The sequence below is a fragment of the Acetobacterium tundrae genome (assembly GCF_008086615.1).
Lineage (GTDB): Bacteria > Bacillota > Clostridia > Eubacteriales > Eubacteriaceae > Acetobacterium > Acetobacterium tundrae.
The window spans coordinates 214,588-231,834 of the sequence record NZ_RXYB01000001.1 but is presented as its reverse complement, the minus strand read 5'-3'; the positions used below and the strand labels follow the sequence as shown (position 1 = coordinate 231,834).

General features: G+C 38.4%; 16 protein-coding genes. All 16 read right to left on the bottom strand.

The genetic code is table 11. The features are described from left to right. Positions 1-89: 89 nt before the first annotated feature. Complete coding sequence (gene clpX / locus FZC40_RS01055; RefSeq protein ID WP_148602092.1) at positions 90-1,361, bottom strand: ATP-dependent Clp protease ATP-binding subunit ClpX; 1,272 nt, start codon at positions 1,359-1,361, stop codon at positions 90-92. A gap of 11 nt (positions 1,362-1,372) precedes the next feature. After that, positions 1,373-1,990, bottom strand: a complete 618-nt coding sequence (clpP, locus tag FZC40_RS01050; RefSeq protein WP_148602091.1) for an ATP-dependent Clp endopeptidase proteolytic subunit ClpP — start codon at positions 1,988-1,990, stop codon at positions 1,373-1,375. 29 nt (positions 1,991-2,019) lie between these two features. Continuing rightward, positions 2,020-3,318, bottom strand: a complete 1,299-nt coding sequence (tig, locus tag FZC40_RS01045) for a trigger factor (RefSeq protein ID WP_207724210.1) — start codon at positions 3,316-3,318, stop codon at positions 2,020-2,022. Between the two features lie 437 nt (positions 3,319-3,755). Then, positions 3,756-4,460 (bottom strand): ABC transporter ATP-binding protein, encoded by a 705-nt coding sequence (locus FZC40_RS01040; protein WP_148566652.1) that lies wholly within the window; start codon positions 4,458-4,460, stop codon positions 3,756-3,758. A gap of 10 nt (positions 4,461-4,470) precedes the next feature. Further along, positions 4,471-5,229, bottom strand: coding sequence for an ABC transporter ATP-binding protein (locus FZC40_RS01035; RefSeq protein ID WP_148602089.1), 759 nt, complete (start codon positions 5,227-5,229; stop codon positions 4,471-4,473). Further along, on the bottom strand, positions 5,226-6,233 hold the full coding sequence (locus FZC40_RS01030) for a branched-chain amino acid ABC transporter permease (protein ID WP_148602088.1): 1,008 nt from the start codon (positions 6,231-6,233) through the stop codon (positions 5,226-5,228). Before FZC40_RS01030 ends, FZC40_RS01035 begins: the two co-directional genes overlap by 4 nt. Positions 6,234-6,236: 3 nt before the next feature. Beyond that, positions 6,237-7,115 carry a branched-chain amino acid ABC transporter permease gene (locus tag FZC40_RS01025; RefSeq protein ID WP_148602087.1) on the bottom strand — a complete coding sequence of 293 codons (879 nt, stop codon included), beginning with the start codon at positions 7,113-7,115 and terminating at the stop codon, positions 6,237-6,239. A gap of 101 nt (positions 7,116-7,216) precedes the next feature. Then, entirely contained in the window at positions 7,217-8,365 is a 1,149-nt protein-coding gene (locus FZC40_RS01020) for an ABC transporter substrate-binding protein (protein WP_243135693.1), read from the bottom strand. Positions 8,366-8,453: 88 nt separating this feature from the next. Next, a complete protein-coding gene (gene nth, locus FZC40_RS01015) occupies positions 8,454-9,095 on the bottom strand; it encodes an endonuclease III (RefSeq protein WP_148602086.1) in 642 nt (213 codons plus the stop codon). Further along, positions 9,096-9,443 (bottom strand): cupin domain-containing protein, encoded by a 348-nt coding sequence (locus FZC40_RS01010; protein ID WP_148602085.1) that lies wholly within the window; start codon positions 9,441-9,443, stop codon positions 9,096-9,098. Beyond that, positions 9,440-11,713, bottom strand: coding sequence for a transglycosylase domain-containing protein (locus tag FZC40_RS01005; protein WP_148602084.1), 2,274 nt, complete (start codon positions 11,711-11,713; stop codon positions 9,440-9,442). Before FZC40_RS01005 ends, FZC40_RS01010 begins: the two co-directional genes overlap by 4 nt. Positions 11,714-11,726: 13 nt before the next feature. Further along, complete coding sequence (locus FZC40_RS01000) at positions 11,727-12,602, bottom strand: RluA family pseudouridine synthase (protein WP_279233302.1); 876 nt, start codon at positions 12,600-12,602, stop codon at positions 11,727-11,729. A 299-nt stretch (positions 12,603-12,901) separates the two neighbouring features. After that, a complete protein-coding gene (gene radC / locus FZC40_RS00995) occupies positions 12,902-13,609 on the bottom strand; it encodes a RadC family protein (protein ID WP_148602082.1) in 708 nt (235 codons plus the stop codon). Positions 13,610-13,827: 218 nt separating this feature from the next. Next, on the bottom strand, positions 13,828-15,261 hold the full coding sequence (locus FZC40_RS00990) for an aminopeptidase (RefSeq protein WP_148602081.1): 1,434 nt from the start codon (positions 15,259-15,261) through the stop codon (positions 13,828-13,830). A gap of 19 nt (positions 15,262-15,280) precedes the next feature. After that, positions 15,281-15,883 (bottom strand): DUF896 domain-containing protein, encoded by a 603-nt coding sequence (locus FZC40_RS00985; protein ID WP_148602080.1) that lies wholly within the window; start codon positions 15,881-15,883, stop codon positions 15,281-15,283. A 44-nt stretch (positions 15,884-15,927) separates the two neighbouring features. Then, positions 15,928-17,232 (bottom strand): methionine gamma-lyase family protein, encoded by a 1,305-nt coding sequence (locus FZC40_RS00980; RefSeq protein ID WP_148602079.1) that lies wholly within the window; start codon positions 17,230-17,232, stop codon positions 15,928-15,930. Between the last annotated feature and the right edge of the window lie 15 nt (positions 17,233-17,247).

Sequence of the window (17,247 nt, the reverse complement as noted above, 5' to 3'; positions counted from 1 at the left end):
TAAAAGACCGTACAAAAACTTCAAATACACGGTATTGACTACCAATAAGTAATTGGACTTTTTGAACGGCCATGAAAGTTATCCGGCTATTAAGATACTACATCACTGCTTACATCTACACATTCATTTTTCTGTCCTAAAATCATAATTGGTTCCACTTGTTTTTCAACAACATCCTTTGTTATGATTACTTTTTGAATGTTTTCGTTAGAGGGCACCTCAAACATAATATCAAGCATGATATTTTCAATAATTCCGCGAAGACCTCGAGCACCTGTTTTAGCATCGAGTGCTTTTTTTGCAATCGCAACTAACGCATCTTCTTGAAACTCAAGCTCAACGCCTTCAATTTTAAACATTTTTACATATTGTTTAACCAGAGCATTACGTGGCTCTGTCAATATTTGAATTAAAGCTTCTTCATCCAAATGTTCAAGCGATGCAATCACTGGAATTCTCCCAATAAATTCAGGAATCAGACCATATTTCAATAAATCCTGGGGTTGAACGGTATTCATTTTTTCATCGATGAGTTTTTCTTTGCCCTTGCGAATATCAGCTCCGAAACCCATTGAACTTTTCTCGGTCCGCTGTTCAATCACTTTATCGATGCCATCAAAAGCACCACCACAAATGAATAAAATATTGTTGGTATCAATTTGAATAAAATCTTGATGAGGATGTTTACGTCCTCCCTGCGGAGGAACATTAGCCACCGTTCCTTCTAGTATTTTAAGCAACGCCTGTTGAACACCTTCTCCACTGACATCTCGTGTTATGGATGGATTGTCACCTTTTCTGGCAATTTTATCAATTTCATCAATATATATAATTCCCTTTTCTGCTTTGGAAACATCAAAATTTGCAGCTTGAAGGAGTTTTAATAATATATTTTCAACATCTTCGCCAACGTATCCCGCTTCCGTTAAAGATGTTGCATCGGCAATGGCAAATGGAACATTTAAAACCCGCGCCAGTGTTTGCGCTAGAAGTGTTTTCCCTGAACCTGTTGGACCAATCAATAAAATATTACTTTTTTGCAACTCAACTTCAGCATCGGTCTCTTCCATGGAAGTAATGCGTTTATAATGATTATATACCGCAACGGCTAATGCCCGTTTTGCCCTATTCTGAGCAATAACATACTCACTCAATTTTTTCTTGATTTCTTTTGGTTTTGGAACATCTTCAAATACTATTTCATCTGGTAAATTATCCACGTCTATAATCTCTTCACAGAGTTCGATACATTCATTACAAATGTAAACACCTGGACCAGCAACCATTCGCTTAACCTGAGACTGGCTTTTACCACAAAAGGAGCAACGAGCATTTTCTATGCCATCTTCATTTCTTGCCATTTTTAAACCTCCTATCTTGAAACAAGGATCTCATCAATCAATCCATAGATCTTAGCTTCTTCAGGGTCCATAAAATTATCACGATCTGTATCCTTGGCGATAGTCTCTAGTGGTTGTCCCGTTCTCTCGCTAAGAATTTCATTTAGTTTTTCTCTCGTTTTAATCAAACGTCTAGCATAAATCTCAACATCTGTGCTTTGTCCTTGCGCACCACCTAGCGGTTGATGAATCATGATTTCACTATTAGGCAACGAAAACCGCTTCCCTTTTTCCCCAGCTGTCAACAGAAACGCCCCCATTGATGCCGCCATTCCAACACAGATAGTTGAAACGTCACATTTAATATAGTTCATCGTATCAAAAATAGCAAAACCTGCCGTTACTGATCCTCCTGGGCTATTGATATATATTTGTATATCTTTTTCTGCATTGTCAGCTTCTAAAAAAATTAGTTGCCCAACAATAAGTGACGAAAGGTTCTCATCAATCTCTCCATTTAAAAATATAATTCTTTCTTTTAATAATCTCGAAAACAAATCATAGGATCTTTCCCCACGACCTGTTTGTTCAACAACCATTGGCACCAGACTATTTGAAATCAATGATTGTGTTGTTTTACTTTTTAGCATGAACACTTTTTCCTGCTTTCTGATTTAATTTACTCTGCACTCTTAACAGTGGCAGTATCGATCAACATTTCAATCGTTTTACGTCGAATGATATTTGCTTTTATGTATTCTAGCATTCTTTCCTTAAGACCTTTTTTATATTCCTCAAAATCATGGCCATATGCATCTGCAAATACTTTTATTTCTTCGTCAAGCTCTTCTTCAGTTGCATCGATTGCTTCTACCTCGCCTATTTTCGAAAGAACCAATTCCATACGAATATTTCGTTCAGCATCTCCTTTGAGACTTTTTCTAAAATCTTCACGATTTACATTGGTGTATTTGAAATAATCGTCAAGTGAAAGTCCCTGTTCCTGCATTTGTTTTTCAAAGTTTTCTATATTGTGATCAACTTCTTCTTCGATCATAATGTATGGGATATCGATTTCTGCATTATCAACAGCAAAATTTACCGCTGTTGCTTCAGCTGTTTTCTTTAGTTCATCTGCTTTTGCTTCTTTTAAACGACCTTCAATATCTGCTTTCAACTCATCCAACGTATCAAATTCACTGGTGTCTTTAGCAAATTCGTCATCTAAAACAGGCAGTTCTTTTTCCTTAATTGATTTGACCTGTACTTTAAATACAACTGCTTTTCCTTTAAGATCTTCTGAATGGTAATCTTCCGGGAAAGTTATGTTTATTGTTGCTTCTTCGCCAAGTTTCGCACCGATGAGTTTTTCTTCAAACCCAGGAATAAAAGTCCCACTGCCAATGATTAAATCATAATCAGTGTCTTTTCCGCCAGCAAAAGGTTCATCATCTAAAAATCCTTCATAATCAATTGTAACGGTGGCACCATCTTTAACCTCACCGCTTTCCAAAGTAATCAAGCGTGCGTTTTGATCTTGCATTTTTGCCAGTTCTGTACTCATTTCTTCTTCAGTAATTGTTGCTTCCAGGGAGTTGACCTCTGCACCTTTATAATCACCCAAGGTGATTTCTGGTTTTACACCAACCTTAACAATAAAGGTGGCGCCGTCTTCTTCACTGATTTTTTCAATATTTTCTAGATCAGGACGGGTCACTGGCTTAATTTCAGTTTCTTTCAACGCACTTTCATATGCGGGCCCAAATGCAAAATCAATGGCATCTTCCATAAAAACATTTTTTCCATAATGCGCTTCTACGATGCTTTTTGGTACCTTACCTTTTCTGAAACCAGGAACCGAAAACCGCTTTTTGTTTTTATCATATGCTTTTTTGACAGCCTTTGAGTAATCCTCAGGACTAATTTCAATTTTTATGGTTGCAATATTCTTTTCAATACTTTCTACTGTAGAACTCATGTTATCCTCCGTATCTTTCACTATAAATTATATTCACATTCAATTTTAACAGTATATCATAGGTATATTTTCATATCAAGAACGAAAATACACGTGTTTAAGAAATCTTAGTGCTTTGCAAACAAAAGGAGCTGTCGCAAAACTCTGATTGAATTATCCGAGCGTCTATCATCATTGTCACGCACATTGAGTGGACACACTTTGGTATTCGCTCAATGAGCCTCAATGGATAATGAGCAACAACAGACAATTTAACAGATTCAAGTAAAACCATGAATCGGTTTTACTTTATTTTGCAACAGCCCCTGAGCTTGCAGACAAAATAATCACAATCATATCTTAAAGTTTTTCAAAATTGCAATTATTTCATTACTTTATATACCTCAAAACGGTCTGGCATAGCCTTTACTAACTTATGGGCTAAACTTTTAATTTAATCAACCGCCTAAATATGCTTGTTGTACCTCTGGATTAACCAATAAATCGCTGGCATTTCCAGAAAGTTTTATATATCCCGTTTCCAACACATAGGCACGATTGGCAATGTGTAAGGCTTTGTTGGCATTTTGCTCGACTAAAAGCACCGTTGTCCCAGCCTCATTGATTGTTTGAATCATGTCAAATATCTCATCGACTAAAATTGGCGCCAGACCCATTGATGGTTCATCCAATAAAATAAGTCTTGGTCGCGTCATCAGTGCTCTACCCATAGCCAGCATTTGCTGTTCGCCGCCACTAAGCGTTCCGGCAATCTGCTTGACTCTTTCTTTAAGACGGGGGAAGCTTAAAAACACTTTTTCAATATCTTCTTGTATTTGCACCTTGTCCTTACGAATATAAGCACCCATCTGCAAATTTTCATAGACTGTCATCTCTGCAAATATTCGTCGTCCTTCTGGAACATGTGCAATACCTAATGCCGGAATTTGATAAGCATGAATTTTGTTAAGATTTTCGCCTTCAAAAGTTATCATCCCCTCACTTGGTTTTAAAATACCAGAAATTGTTTGTAAAATTGTTGTCTTTCCAGCTCCATTAGCCCCAATGAGGGTTACAATTTCTCCTTCATTGACCTCAAAACTGATACCCTTTATTGCATGAATTTTTCCATAATGCACGTTTAAATCTTTTACTTTAAGCATCTGCGGCCTCCTAATTTCCCAAGTAAGCACGAATAACTTCAGGGTTTTTCAGAATTTCATCTGGAGTGCCTTCTGCAATTGTTTTACCATAATCCACAACAATAATACGTTCACAAATTCCCATTACCAGTTTCATATCATGTTCAATTAATAAAACAGTAATATCGAACTTATTACGTATAAAATGGATTGTCTCCATTAATTCCGCAGTTTCGGCGGGATTCATGCCGGCTGCCGGTTCATCCAACATCAGAACTTTAGGTTCTGATGCCAGAGCGCGGGCTATTTCTAGTTTTCGTTGCTGTCCGTAAGGTAAATTTTTTGCAAGTGTATCAGCATATTCTCCCATATCAAAAATATCCAAAAGTTTCACACATTCTTCATGTGCTTTCTTTTCTTCTGTCCAAAACTTTTTTGTTCTAAACATTCCTTGAATCATATTATAATCGATAAAATTATGATATGCAATTTTCACATTCTCAAGGGCTGTTAAATCTTTAAAAAGACGAATGTTTTGAAACGTTCTACTCGCTCCCAGTCTAACAATATCATGGGGTGTTTTTTTGATAATACTTTCATCGTTCAAAATAATTTCGCCGCTTGTCGGCACATATACGCCTGTAAGCATATTAAATATCGTTGTCTTCCCTGCCCCGTTTGGTCCTATTAAACCAACCAATTCGTTGGCTTGCAATTCAAGATTAAACTGATCAACGGCTGTTAGTCCACCAAATTGCATCGTAATATTTTTTGCTGCCAGCACTGTCATCGTGTTTCACCTCCGTCAATCGAGTTTTTAATATCTTTTCGGAGAATGAGGGACTCGATGAATTTTGTAAGCGAGAATTCTGATCGCCCTAACATTCCTTGCGGTCGGAAAATCATCATAACAATAAGTGCCAATGAATAGACAAGCAACCGATATTCAGCAAATCCTCGCAGCATTTCCGGAAGCACCGTTAATACAATTGCGGCGACAATTGAACCAGTAAGACTTCCTAGTCCCCCAAGCACTACAATAACAAACATTTCTATAGAAAACATAAAACCAAACTTGCTTGGTTCAACGAAAGCCTGATAATGGGCATATAAAGCTCCGCCAATTCCAGCAAAAAAGGAGGAAACCGTAAATGCCAGAACCTTATAGCGTGTCGTCGGAATTCCAGCAGCTTCTGAAGCAATCTCATCTTCCCTAATTGAAATAATGGCTCTTCCCTGTTTTGATCGTCCAAAGGTAAATATTAAAATTATAATGACGATTGTTATCCAATAAACATTATTAAAATTAACCAACTTTGTAATCCCTTTTAGTCCAGCAGCTCCGCCGGTCGGCTCAAAATTTATGAAAAATATGCGTATAATTTCAGAAAAGCCAATCGTTACAATCCCCAGATAATCTCCGCGGAGTCTGAGTGTCGGGGTTCCAATAAGAAATCCCATGATACCGGTTACGATTCCGCCGACAAGCATTGCCAAAATTAACACAATAATATTAGGCAATGGGAATCCGGTATCCATCAGTGCGATTGAAAAATACGCTGATGAATAAGCGCCAATAGCCATAAAGCCGGCATGTCCAAGGGCCATTTCACCTAAAAATCCAGCAACAATATTTAAACTCATCGCCATAATAATCATGATGCAAGTCATTATTGCAATTCCCATAAAATATTTATTCATTACCTTTGTTTGTATCAGTATGAAAAAGACAAGATAAAGAGAAATAATTGAGATGGTGTTTATGATATAAGCTTTTCTTTTGTTTTTATCCATTTTTTACACCTTCTCTCTTGTGTTTTTCCCAAGTATTCCTGTCGGTTTGAAAAGCAGCACTAAAATCAGGATGATATAAACAATCGCATCTGCCCAAGTCGTTGACAGGTATGCCTTTGTCATAGTTTCCACCATACCAATGATGAATCCCCCCAGCATTGCCCCCGGTATTATTCCAATCCCACCTAAAACAGCGGCAATGAAAGCTTTTAAGCCTGGCATTACCCCCATCGTTGGAAAGACCTGAACATATGCAACACTATAAAGAATTCCGCCAAGAGCGCCTAAAGCCGAACCCATCGCAAACGTTAAAGAAATGGTTCGGTCAACATTAATTCCCATAAGAATCGCAGCGTCCTTGTCTTCCGATACGGCACGCACGGCGCGACCCTGTTTTGTTTTTCTAATATAAAGATCCAGTAATACCATAAAGAACAATGACAGACCGATGGTTACCAATGTGGTTGAGCTGATTTCTACTCCGCCTAAATTGATAATTGTTTCGGGGAAAAGTTTTGGCATTACTTTTGGATCCGCCTTAAAAATAAGCAGGGCCAGATTTTGCAAAAACAAACTCACCCCAATTGCCGTGATAAGCGCTGATAATCTGGGTGCATCCCTAAGTGGTCGATATGCAATAAATTCAACAGCAACGCCAGCCAAGGCCATAATAATCATTGGCACCAAAATTACAGCCCATACTGGCATTCCAAAACTGGTAGCAAAAATAAATGCGAAATATGCACCGAACATCATGATTTCACCATGGGCAAAGTTTATAAGTTTAATAATTCCATATACCATGGTATAACCGATTGCGATGAGCGCATAAATACTCCCTACATTTAGCCCGTTGATCAGCTGTTGCAGAAATAAATCCATGATGTTTCCTCCTTTTATCGAATATACAATAAAATGGATATAGAAGAGATTTTACTCTTCTATATCCCCTTTGAAAGTTATTTTAATTTGTTAATTAACGACTACTTGTTTACTATTGTTGTTTCAAACTTGAGTTGACCGCCATCAATTTTTATTATTGTAACTTCTTTATCCTTAGGATTGCCTTCTGAATCAAATTTCAGAGTTCCGGTAACCCCTGTGTAATTGGTATTGTTAAGTGCCGTAATAATAGCTTTTGAATCAGTTGAACCAGCCGATTTAATAGCTTCAGCCATAGTATGAACAGCATCATAACCTAAAGCAGCAAAAGAGTTTGGATCTTTATTGCTGTTTGCAGCTTTATATGCCTTAATAAAGTTCTGAACCGTTTCCGATGGTGAATCTGCAGCATAATGATTGGTAAAGTAGTTACCCTGCGCTGCATCAGCGTATTCAGTTTGAACGCCATCCCAGCCATCAGCTCCGACAAATTTTGCTGTAATTCCCATTTCTTTGGCTTTTTGAAGGATTGGTCCAACAATTTGCACATAATCAGGTACAAAGACTACATCTGGATTCAATTCTTTAATCTTCGTTAATTGAGCACTGTAATCTTTATCTGAAGCACTGTATGATTCTTCATCGGCAATTGTTCCGCCATTTGCAGTAAACGCTCCTTCGAATGCAGCACTAACTCCTTCTGAGTAAGGATTTCCCTTGCAAATCATGACCGCAGCGGTCTTTGCACTTAGATTACTTGTTGAGAAATTAGCAGCTGCCACTCCTTGATAGTCATCTAAAAAACAAGCTCTGAAAATATTTGGTGCATTAGCCGTTACATCTACTGCTGTTGCAGTTGGTGATAATACTGGCATATTGTCCTGAACCATAATATCTTTCATTGCTAAAGTTTCACCGCTTAGGACACCACCAATAACAGCAACCACCTGATCTTGATCTCTTAATCGGTTATAGGCATTGATCGCTTCGGTTTGATCACCTTTAGAATCATATGCTATTAATTCAATATTTTTACCATTAATACCTCCGGCGGCATTAATCTCTTTCACTGCTAAATCTGCGCCTGCTTTTGCAGAAGTTCCATAAATAGCAGCATCCCCACTCAATGGCCCAATGAAGCCAATCTTGATAGTATCTTTACCGCTTCCTGATGATGAACATCCGGCAAATGTAAAAATCGAAGCACAAAACAATACAGCTAGCAAAACACTTACAACTTTCTTTTTCATTTTTTTCCTCCTTTTTCTTTTCATAATTATTCATAATGATTATCATAAACCATTCTTAAGGAAAACACAAGAAATAATTGTTTCAAAATTATGCTTCTTTCAAATACTGCTTACCATAATCACATAGCGTCTGCAGCTTACATTCAGCACATTTTGGATTACGTGCAACACAACATCTTCTTCCATGCCATATTAACCAGTGATGCGCATGTGACCACTGTTCTCTGGGAATATTTTTCATCAATTCTTTTTCGACTTCTAAAACCGTTTTTCCCTTTGCTAAACCAATACGCTTTGCAACCCTAAACACATGTGTGTCAACGGCAATTGCCGGAATATCAAATGCATTGCTCATGACCACATTGGCTGTTTTACGTCCAACTCCAGGTAATGATATTAATTCATCCAAACTTTTGGGAACAATGCCATCATATTCACTTAAAAGACGGCCACATGTTAAAATGATATTCTTAGCTTTGGTATTTGACAAACCACATGATCTTATTTTTTCAAGTAATCCTTTTTCGCCGAGCGATAAAATTGTTTCAGGCGTATTGTAACAATGGAACAGATCTTTTGTCACAATATTAACGCGCACATCTGTACATTGAGCCGAAAGGATGGTTGCAATCAGCAACTCAAAGGGCGTATCAAAATCCAAGCCACATTTTTCCAGCCCGTAAAGGCTTTCTAATGTGGCTAAGACTTGTTCTCTATTCTTCTTCGTCATTTAATCACGCAGAATCAAGGCCATAATCACCAAATTTTCCGTTCCGTTATTTGATACGCTGTGAAAGCTTCTGTCTGGTGTTATCATCACATCCCCAGGCCCTACCCCAATTTGTTCCTCATTATCTGTCACAATTCCACTTCCACTTAGAAAATAGAATATTTCCTTTTCATCAATATGTTGATGATTTCCGATGGAATCTCCTGGTTTGATTATTATTTCAGCATATAGGCGAGCATTTTTACCTAAATTTTCATTTTTCAAGACATGGGTGATTTCAATTTCGCCCTTACCCTCGTGCATATTTTTTTTCACTTCAATTTCCCTAGCATTTTTGTTAACAATCATTGGTCTCCTTTCTTTGTGTCATTATTGGAGTTTGTTGTCGGCGTCGTTGGCGTCGTTGGCGTTGTCGGCGTTGTCGGTGTTGTTGGTGTCGTTGGTGTCGTTGGTGTCGTTGGTGTCGTTGGATCTGTCGTCGGCGTTGTTGGATCCGTCGTCGGTGTTGTTGGCTCCGTTGTCGGCGTTGTTGGATCCGTCGTCGGCGTTGTCGGCGTTGTTGTTGGTGTCGTTGTTGTTGGTGTCGTTGTCGTCGTTGTTGTTGTCGGCGTCGTTGTTGTCGGCGTCGTTGTTGTCGGTGTCGTTGTTGTTGTTGTTGAATCTGTCGTTGATGAATTACTGCTCTTCACGTCTTCTTCTGAAGTACGGTCTATAGTTGTCGTTGTCAACAAATCCTGATTAATGATCTGTCTCAAATAACTCCCGTATATTGTGGCTGACATATAACTTCCGCCGCCAATGACATAATTATCCGGACTTCCAAGCCATACCGTTGTCGTCAGATTTCCAGTTATTCCCGTAAACCATAAATCTTTATCATCATTCGTCGTACCGGTCTTCCCTGCTGTTGGATAAATCTGCGCAGCGCCACTCCCGGTACCATAGGATACCTCATCGGTTAGAATACTCATCATATTGGTCGCTGTAGTATCTGTCATAACCTTACGCGTTGCCAGTTTAGCATCAGCTTTTGTATAGATTTCAGTCCCATTAATTTGGTCAATTTTTTTAATGCAATAGGGTTGATTATACACCCCTCCATTATTGAAAATATTGAAAGCCGCCGCCATTTCATAGGGTTTTATTCCATAAGTCATTCCGCCAAGGGCCGTTGCCAGATTATAATCATCATCTTCAAATGTTGAGATCCCCATTTTTTGCATAAAGGCAATGGCATTGTCAACGCCAAACATATTGAATACTTTAACAGCCGGAATATTATAAGAGTTAACTAAAGCTGATCTAACTGTAACATTCCCATGATAGCCGTAATCATAGTTATGGGGGGCATATCCATTAAAATCGACGTAAGCATCCAAGATCGTCGTTGACGGCGTGATTAATCCTGCCTCCATAGCACCCGAATAAAAAAGTGGTTTAATATTGGATCCCGGCTGTCTTGGGGTATCGGCCATATCGATCTGGGTATTTCCCCCATAATAGGCGACAACACTCCCATCTAAATCAAGGGTTACGACTGCACCTGTTTCATTATCTAAGCCGTATCCCTCTAATCCAGAGGTCAAGCTGTCAATGGCATCAGTCTGGGCCTTTGAATTAATCGTTGTATAAATACGATAGCCTCCGCTAGCGATCGTCTCTTTAATATAGTCAAGCGCCTGATCTTTTGTAATACCACGTTCCTGCATAACGGATGACGCTTTTGTCTCAGCATACTCGTCCAATGCCTTGCCAACAAATGCTTCATATCCATCAACAATTTGATTATCCGTATTTAAAGTTTCTGGATCTCTAATCGTTAATTCTGTAGCTGCTGCTGCATCAGATTCTGCCTGAGTAATGTATTTTTCTTTAACCATTCGGGCTAGAACTTCAAGCTGACGTTTTTTTGCAGCTTCAAAATTAGTATTGGGTGCATATGCACTCGGTGCCTGCGGCAGGCCTGCAAGCATTGCCGCCTCAGCAAGATTTACTTCTGAAACAGGTTTGTTGAAATATGTCTCAGAGGCCTCTTGTATCCCATAGGCCCCAGAGCCGAAATAATATTCATTAAAATACATTTCCAAGATTTGCTGTTTTGTATATTTTTGTTCTAATTGAAGGGCAATTGATATTTCCTTCATTTTTCGAACAATAGACTGACTAAAGGTTTGCTCTGTCGCTATATCTGGTAAAAACAATACTCTCGCCAGCTGCTGAGTAATGGTACTGGCACCTTCACCAGAGTTATGGTTAATAATATTTGAAAAGAAAGCACGCACGATACCATAAATATCAATACCAAAATGGTCATAAAAGCGGGAATCTTCTACCGAAATCAATGCCTGTTGCAGTTGCACCGGTATCTGATCTATCGTCACATTGGTACGATTTTCTGTGTATAATTCTGCAATAACCGCATTATCGGCAGAATAAACTTCTGTTTTATCTTTTATCTGATAAGTATAATCTGATATATCTACCCGATTGGCAGCATAAATCGAATAGCAAACACCCACTGCCAAAACTGCTAAAACCAAAAAAACAACTAATATTTTGACCCATATGTGTTTTTTCTTTTTACGTCTTTTTATACCTTTTGTTTGTTTTTCACTCATTCTTTCACCTTTTCTATTTATATTCTTTTAGACGATTTCTAAGGTCTTTCAACTCATTATTCAGATCCGCTTCAACATACAAATGCTTCTTCATCGGTAAAGATAAATTAAGCGATTTTGCATGAAGTGCCTGATGTGACATTCCAAATTGTTTTTCTTTTTTATTCCCATCACAATTATATAAAGGATCTCCGATAATCGGATTGCCGATATGATGCAGATGAACCCGTATTTGATGGGTTCTTCCGGTTTCTAAAATCACTTCTACCAAAGATGCCTGATTATACTCCTCAAGCACTTTGTAGTGGGTGATTGATGGTTTTCCCTTATTCATTACAACTCGTTGAATACTATTTTCAAAAGGTTGTCCAATCGGTGCATCGATAACACCTTCTTTACTCGGAAGCTTTCCATTAACAAAAGCATAATACACTTTTTTCACGCTTCCCGCATTCATTTGTTTTTGCACATAATGGTGAACGTATTTATTTTTTGCAATTGCTACAACCCCAGTCGTATCCCGATCCAGCCGGTTTATAAAACGAATTTTTGCAGATACACCACTGTTCATCCAATAATAGCTAATATAATTTGCTAAAGTATCCAACTGATGACTTTTAGTCGGATGTGTCACACAAAAGGCTGGTTTATTAATGACTAACAATTCATCATCTTCGTATACAATATCTAATTGTCCTAATACAGGTTCCCCATCAATTGCTTCACAAGGCATTTGAATTTCAACATTGTCCCCGGCTTTAATCTTTTCACCAAGCTGACACTCTTTGCCATTCAAACTAATTTTTCCAATTCTTTTAATTTCTCGAATTAATCGACTGGAGTAATCATAACGCTTAACTAATTCTTCACGTAATAATTCTTCATGGATTTCTAAAATAGGGTACTTATAAACAAGACCGATAACGATACCTCCCTGGTGAATTGTTTGATGATCGGGTGAACTATAATTGCTAAATAATTTATTGAAAAACCAGCTTTAAACCACAAGAAACATGCTTTGCAAGTTTCTCTTCGTTCATAAGCAATCACCAAGTGAGTGCAAGCATCTATTTGGCGATTGCTTACGCAAATAAAGTTCTAAATAATAAATAAAATCACAAACTACATTATACCCTAAAAAATAAAAATTTCATTAGAAATATTTCATCATATATCACTTTTATTTGATTAAATCAGTTTTTCCTGTTTAAAGCTTAAATAGGTTCCACGCCCAATAACAATATGATCCAAAACAGGAATTCCCAACAACTCACCGGCATCGCATAGTCTTTTGGTAATATTTTTGTCTTCCAGACTTGGTTCTGGATCCCCTGATGGATGATTATGGGCCAAAACAATCGCTGCCGAGTGTTGCCTGATTGCTTTAACAAAGACTTCCCGGGGATGAACCAGGGAAGCATTGAGTATCCCCATACTGATGCCCTCAACTTTTATAACTTTATTTTTTGTATCTAAAAGAATAATCTTAAAGCACTCCTGTTTTAAGTACTGCATTTCTTCCATTAATAAATCGGCAATATCCTGAGGCGATGTGATTTTAACATCAACGATATCCTTTTGTTTCATTCGAAGGCCCAGCTCAATCGCTGCTTTAATTTGGCAGGCTTTGACGATGCCAATTCCTGCTAAATTTGGATTTCTTTGTAATTCCAGAATATCCACTTGATGAAAATATGATAGATCATTGTCTAAATACTGCATGATCTTCCGGCCAACTTCTATCGAAGTTGCTTCTCGAGTACCCGTACGTATAATAATAGCCAGCAGTTCCGCATTACTTAAACTTTTTGCACCAAATTGCATCATTTTTTCTTGCGGTCGCTCATCCTCTGGCATTTCTTTAAGAGAAGCGTGACTGACAGACTTTTCTTTCAATGTGAGCCTCCTAATATTAATATTATTCACATCCTACCAGATGACTTAACTATTTTACACAAGTTTCCTAAAATTCTCATTAAGAAAATTCATGTGTCATACCTTCTCAAAAAAGTTCGCTGAAATAAAAAAGTGGGAAACTCTTTAACGAGCATCCCACACAGAAGGTAATACTATCAACTAATATTTCAATTGCCACATAATTATGCTTTTAGGCATTAAACCAAAAATGCTTTATATCCTTTATAACACATATACACATCGACTTTTGATGCCAATTCAAAGGGCGCATGCATACTTAATAAAGCGGGCCCGCAATCCAGCACATCCATACCATATTTTGCTAATATATAGGCGATGGTCCCTCCGCCGCCAAGATCCACGCGGCCAAGTTCACCCATTTGCCAAACCACACCTGCATTATCCAATGTTTTTCTCATTTTTCCCATAAACTCTGCATGAGCGTCATTTGAACCGGATTTACCACGCGATCCGCCATATTTCGAAAGGACAATTCCCTTTCCAATATACGGTGCATTATTTTTATCGTGTGTTCCTGAAAAATTCGGATCGACACCAGCTGTAACATCTGCAGAAAGCATTTCTGAATTCATTAAACAACGTCGAACCACCATTTCCGGTTTCTCAATATTCATAAGATCAATCATTTCTGCAACAGAATTTTCAAAAAAGAGAGAATGCATACCGGTATTTCCGCAGCTCCCGATTTCTTCTTTATCTGCTAGAATAACACAAAGTGTTCGTTTAGGATTATCACGTTCAAGTATTGCCTTGAGTGCTGTATATGCGCAGATTCGATCATCCTGACCGTAACTGCCCACCAAACTTTCATCAAAGCCCACATTACGCGCAGCACCTGCCGGAACGACTTCTAATTCTGCTGTTGCAAAATCTTCCTCCACCATACCATATTTTTCGTGAAGAATATTTAAAATATTTAGCTTCACACCTTCTTTCAGATCCTTCTCTTTATAAGGCTGACTTCCAACGATAATATTCAAGCCTTCTCCGGTTATGCCTTCATTCATTTTTTTTGCATTTTGCTCCTGGGATAGATGAGGCAATAAATCAGTGATACAAAAAACAGGATCCGTCGGTGCTTCACCGATGGAAATATTAATAGTTTCTCCATCTTTTTTAACCACCGTTCCATGTATTGCCAGTGGAATGGTAACCCAATGATACTTTTTTATGCCGCCATAGTAATGGGTCTTGAAAAAAGCCATATCGTCACTTTCATAAAGGGGCGTGGGTTTTAAATCCAAACGGGGCGCATCGATATGGGCACCTACAATAGCCATGCCGTTTTCAATTGAGTCTACACCGGCAATAAATAATGCAATCGTCTTTCCCTTATGTACCATGTAAATTTTGTCACCAGCTATGATTCCACCACTTTTTTTGTAATCATCCAGTGGTTTGAATCCGGCTTTTTCTGCCATTTTTGCACTGATTTCCACACATTGGCGTTCGGTTTTTCCACTTGTCAGATATGAAAGGTACTCATCACTGATTACCTTCATTTTATGAGTTTCCTCTTCATTTAAATCATTCCATGCAATTTCCCATTTTTTTGTCAGCTGTTCCTGCAGCAATATTCCTGGTGTTTTTTCTTTTTCCTCAGTACTCATCACTCTATATTCTCCCTAACTAGTCTGCTTTGTTTGTTTCATCATTTGAACCTGCCATGACTTCATGGATATTTGTTTTATTTTTTTCTCCTGCTTCTTCAGCCACGTGATAACTCAAATCTTCACCGCCAGCTTCACCCTTTTGCTTCATCGCTGCATCCTGGGCATTTTCATAAATCCGCTCTGAATGCTCTTCTTTTGGTGAAACACTTTTTTGAGGATATTCCTTTATAAAGGATTCTTCATATTCAGTTTCATCTTTTGGACCGGCCATAACTTCATGGATATTTGTTTTGTTTTTTTCTCCCGCTTCTTCAGCTGCGTAATATATTGAATCTTCACCGCCAGGTTCACCTTTTTGCTTCATCGCTGCGTCTTCCGCATTTTCATAAATACGCTTGTTATCATCTTTTTCCATTTTAGTTCCTCCTTTATTTTTATCACATTGTGGTTCATCCACAATTGTAATATTATCTAATTGATCTCTAAAATTTCTTCTGACTGCCTGAAGATATTCAACTCGAAGAGATTGTTGTTCTGCTCGTTCTTCTTCAGTTAAAACCATTGTCTTTTTTTTATTTGCGAGGGTATTAATTCGCTCAATTTTTTCCTTAGTTATCATAAATTGTATCCTTTCTAAATTATACCACTAAAAATTCATTCTAATCATATTATAATGAGTTTTTTATCCCATAATCTTTGCAAGCTTAATAAGATCCCCAACTTCCCATGATAATGCGTTAAGCCCCCCTGAAAATAAACAATGTAGGGTTCCCGCATGGGTGCGTCAGCTGAAAGTTCAATAGAAGATCCTTGAATAAATGCTCCTGCAGCCATAATAATGGGATCCGCATATCCTGGCATATTCCATGGTTCCGGTGTTAAGTGGCTGTCTACTGGTGCTGCCTCTTGAATCGCCCGGCAAAATATTTTCACCCCTTCGCCGGTGTTCAAACGCACACTTTGAATAATATCACTGCGATAATCCGTCACCTCCGGACAAACCGCAAAGCCAAGTTTTTTATAGCATGCCGCCAATAATATTGCCGATTTAATCGCCTGGGCAACAACTGTCGGTGCCAAAAACAATCCCTGCAGAAAGGTTCGATTGATTCCCATGGTAGCTCCCGTTTCCCTGGCTATTCCAGGGGCCGACAAGCGACAAGCTGCCAAGTGGACAAGATCTGAACGACCGGCAACGTAGCCGCCAGTCGGAGCCAGCCCTCCGCCTGGGTTTTTTATTAACGACCCGGCAATGAGATCTGCGCCAATCGATACCGGTTCAACACGATCTAAAAATTCACCGTAGCAATTATCAACAAAGACCACCACTTCTGACTTGACTGCCCGTATTTTTGTGATCATTTTTTCCATTGCATCAAGCGTTACCGCTTTTCTCCAACTGTATCCAGTGGATCGCTGCAGATAAATCATTTTTGTATTGGGGGTAATTGCCTTTAAAATCGCTTCCTCATCAAAGCTTCCATCCTCCAATAATTCTACCTGATCATAGGTTACTCCATATTCTTTAATGGTACCAAGTCCCTGATATTTATCTTCTAAACCAATTACCGACCGGATGGTATCATACGGAGACCCTGTTATCGCCAATAACTGATCTCCCGGTCTCAGAACACCGTAAAGTGCCAGGGAAATGGCATGTGTTCCGGAAGAAATATGTGGCCGAACCAACGCATCTTCTGCTCCAAAAACATCTGCATATATTTTTTCGACAACTTCCCGGCCGATATCATCATATCCATATCCAGTGGCTACGGCAAAATGCCGCTCACTCAGTCCCGCCCGCTGCATGGCCTTAATAACACGATATTGATGAAATTCCGCCGTTAAATTCAAATCATTTAATGGCTCTACAATTTCATTTTCAATTTCTTCAACAAAATCAATCACTTCTTGCGAGATATTAAAATCTTTTTCTAGATAATCTTTAATGTCTTTTCTTTTAATCAAAAAAATACTCACTTT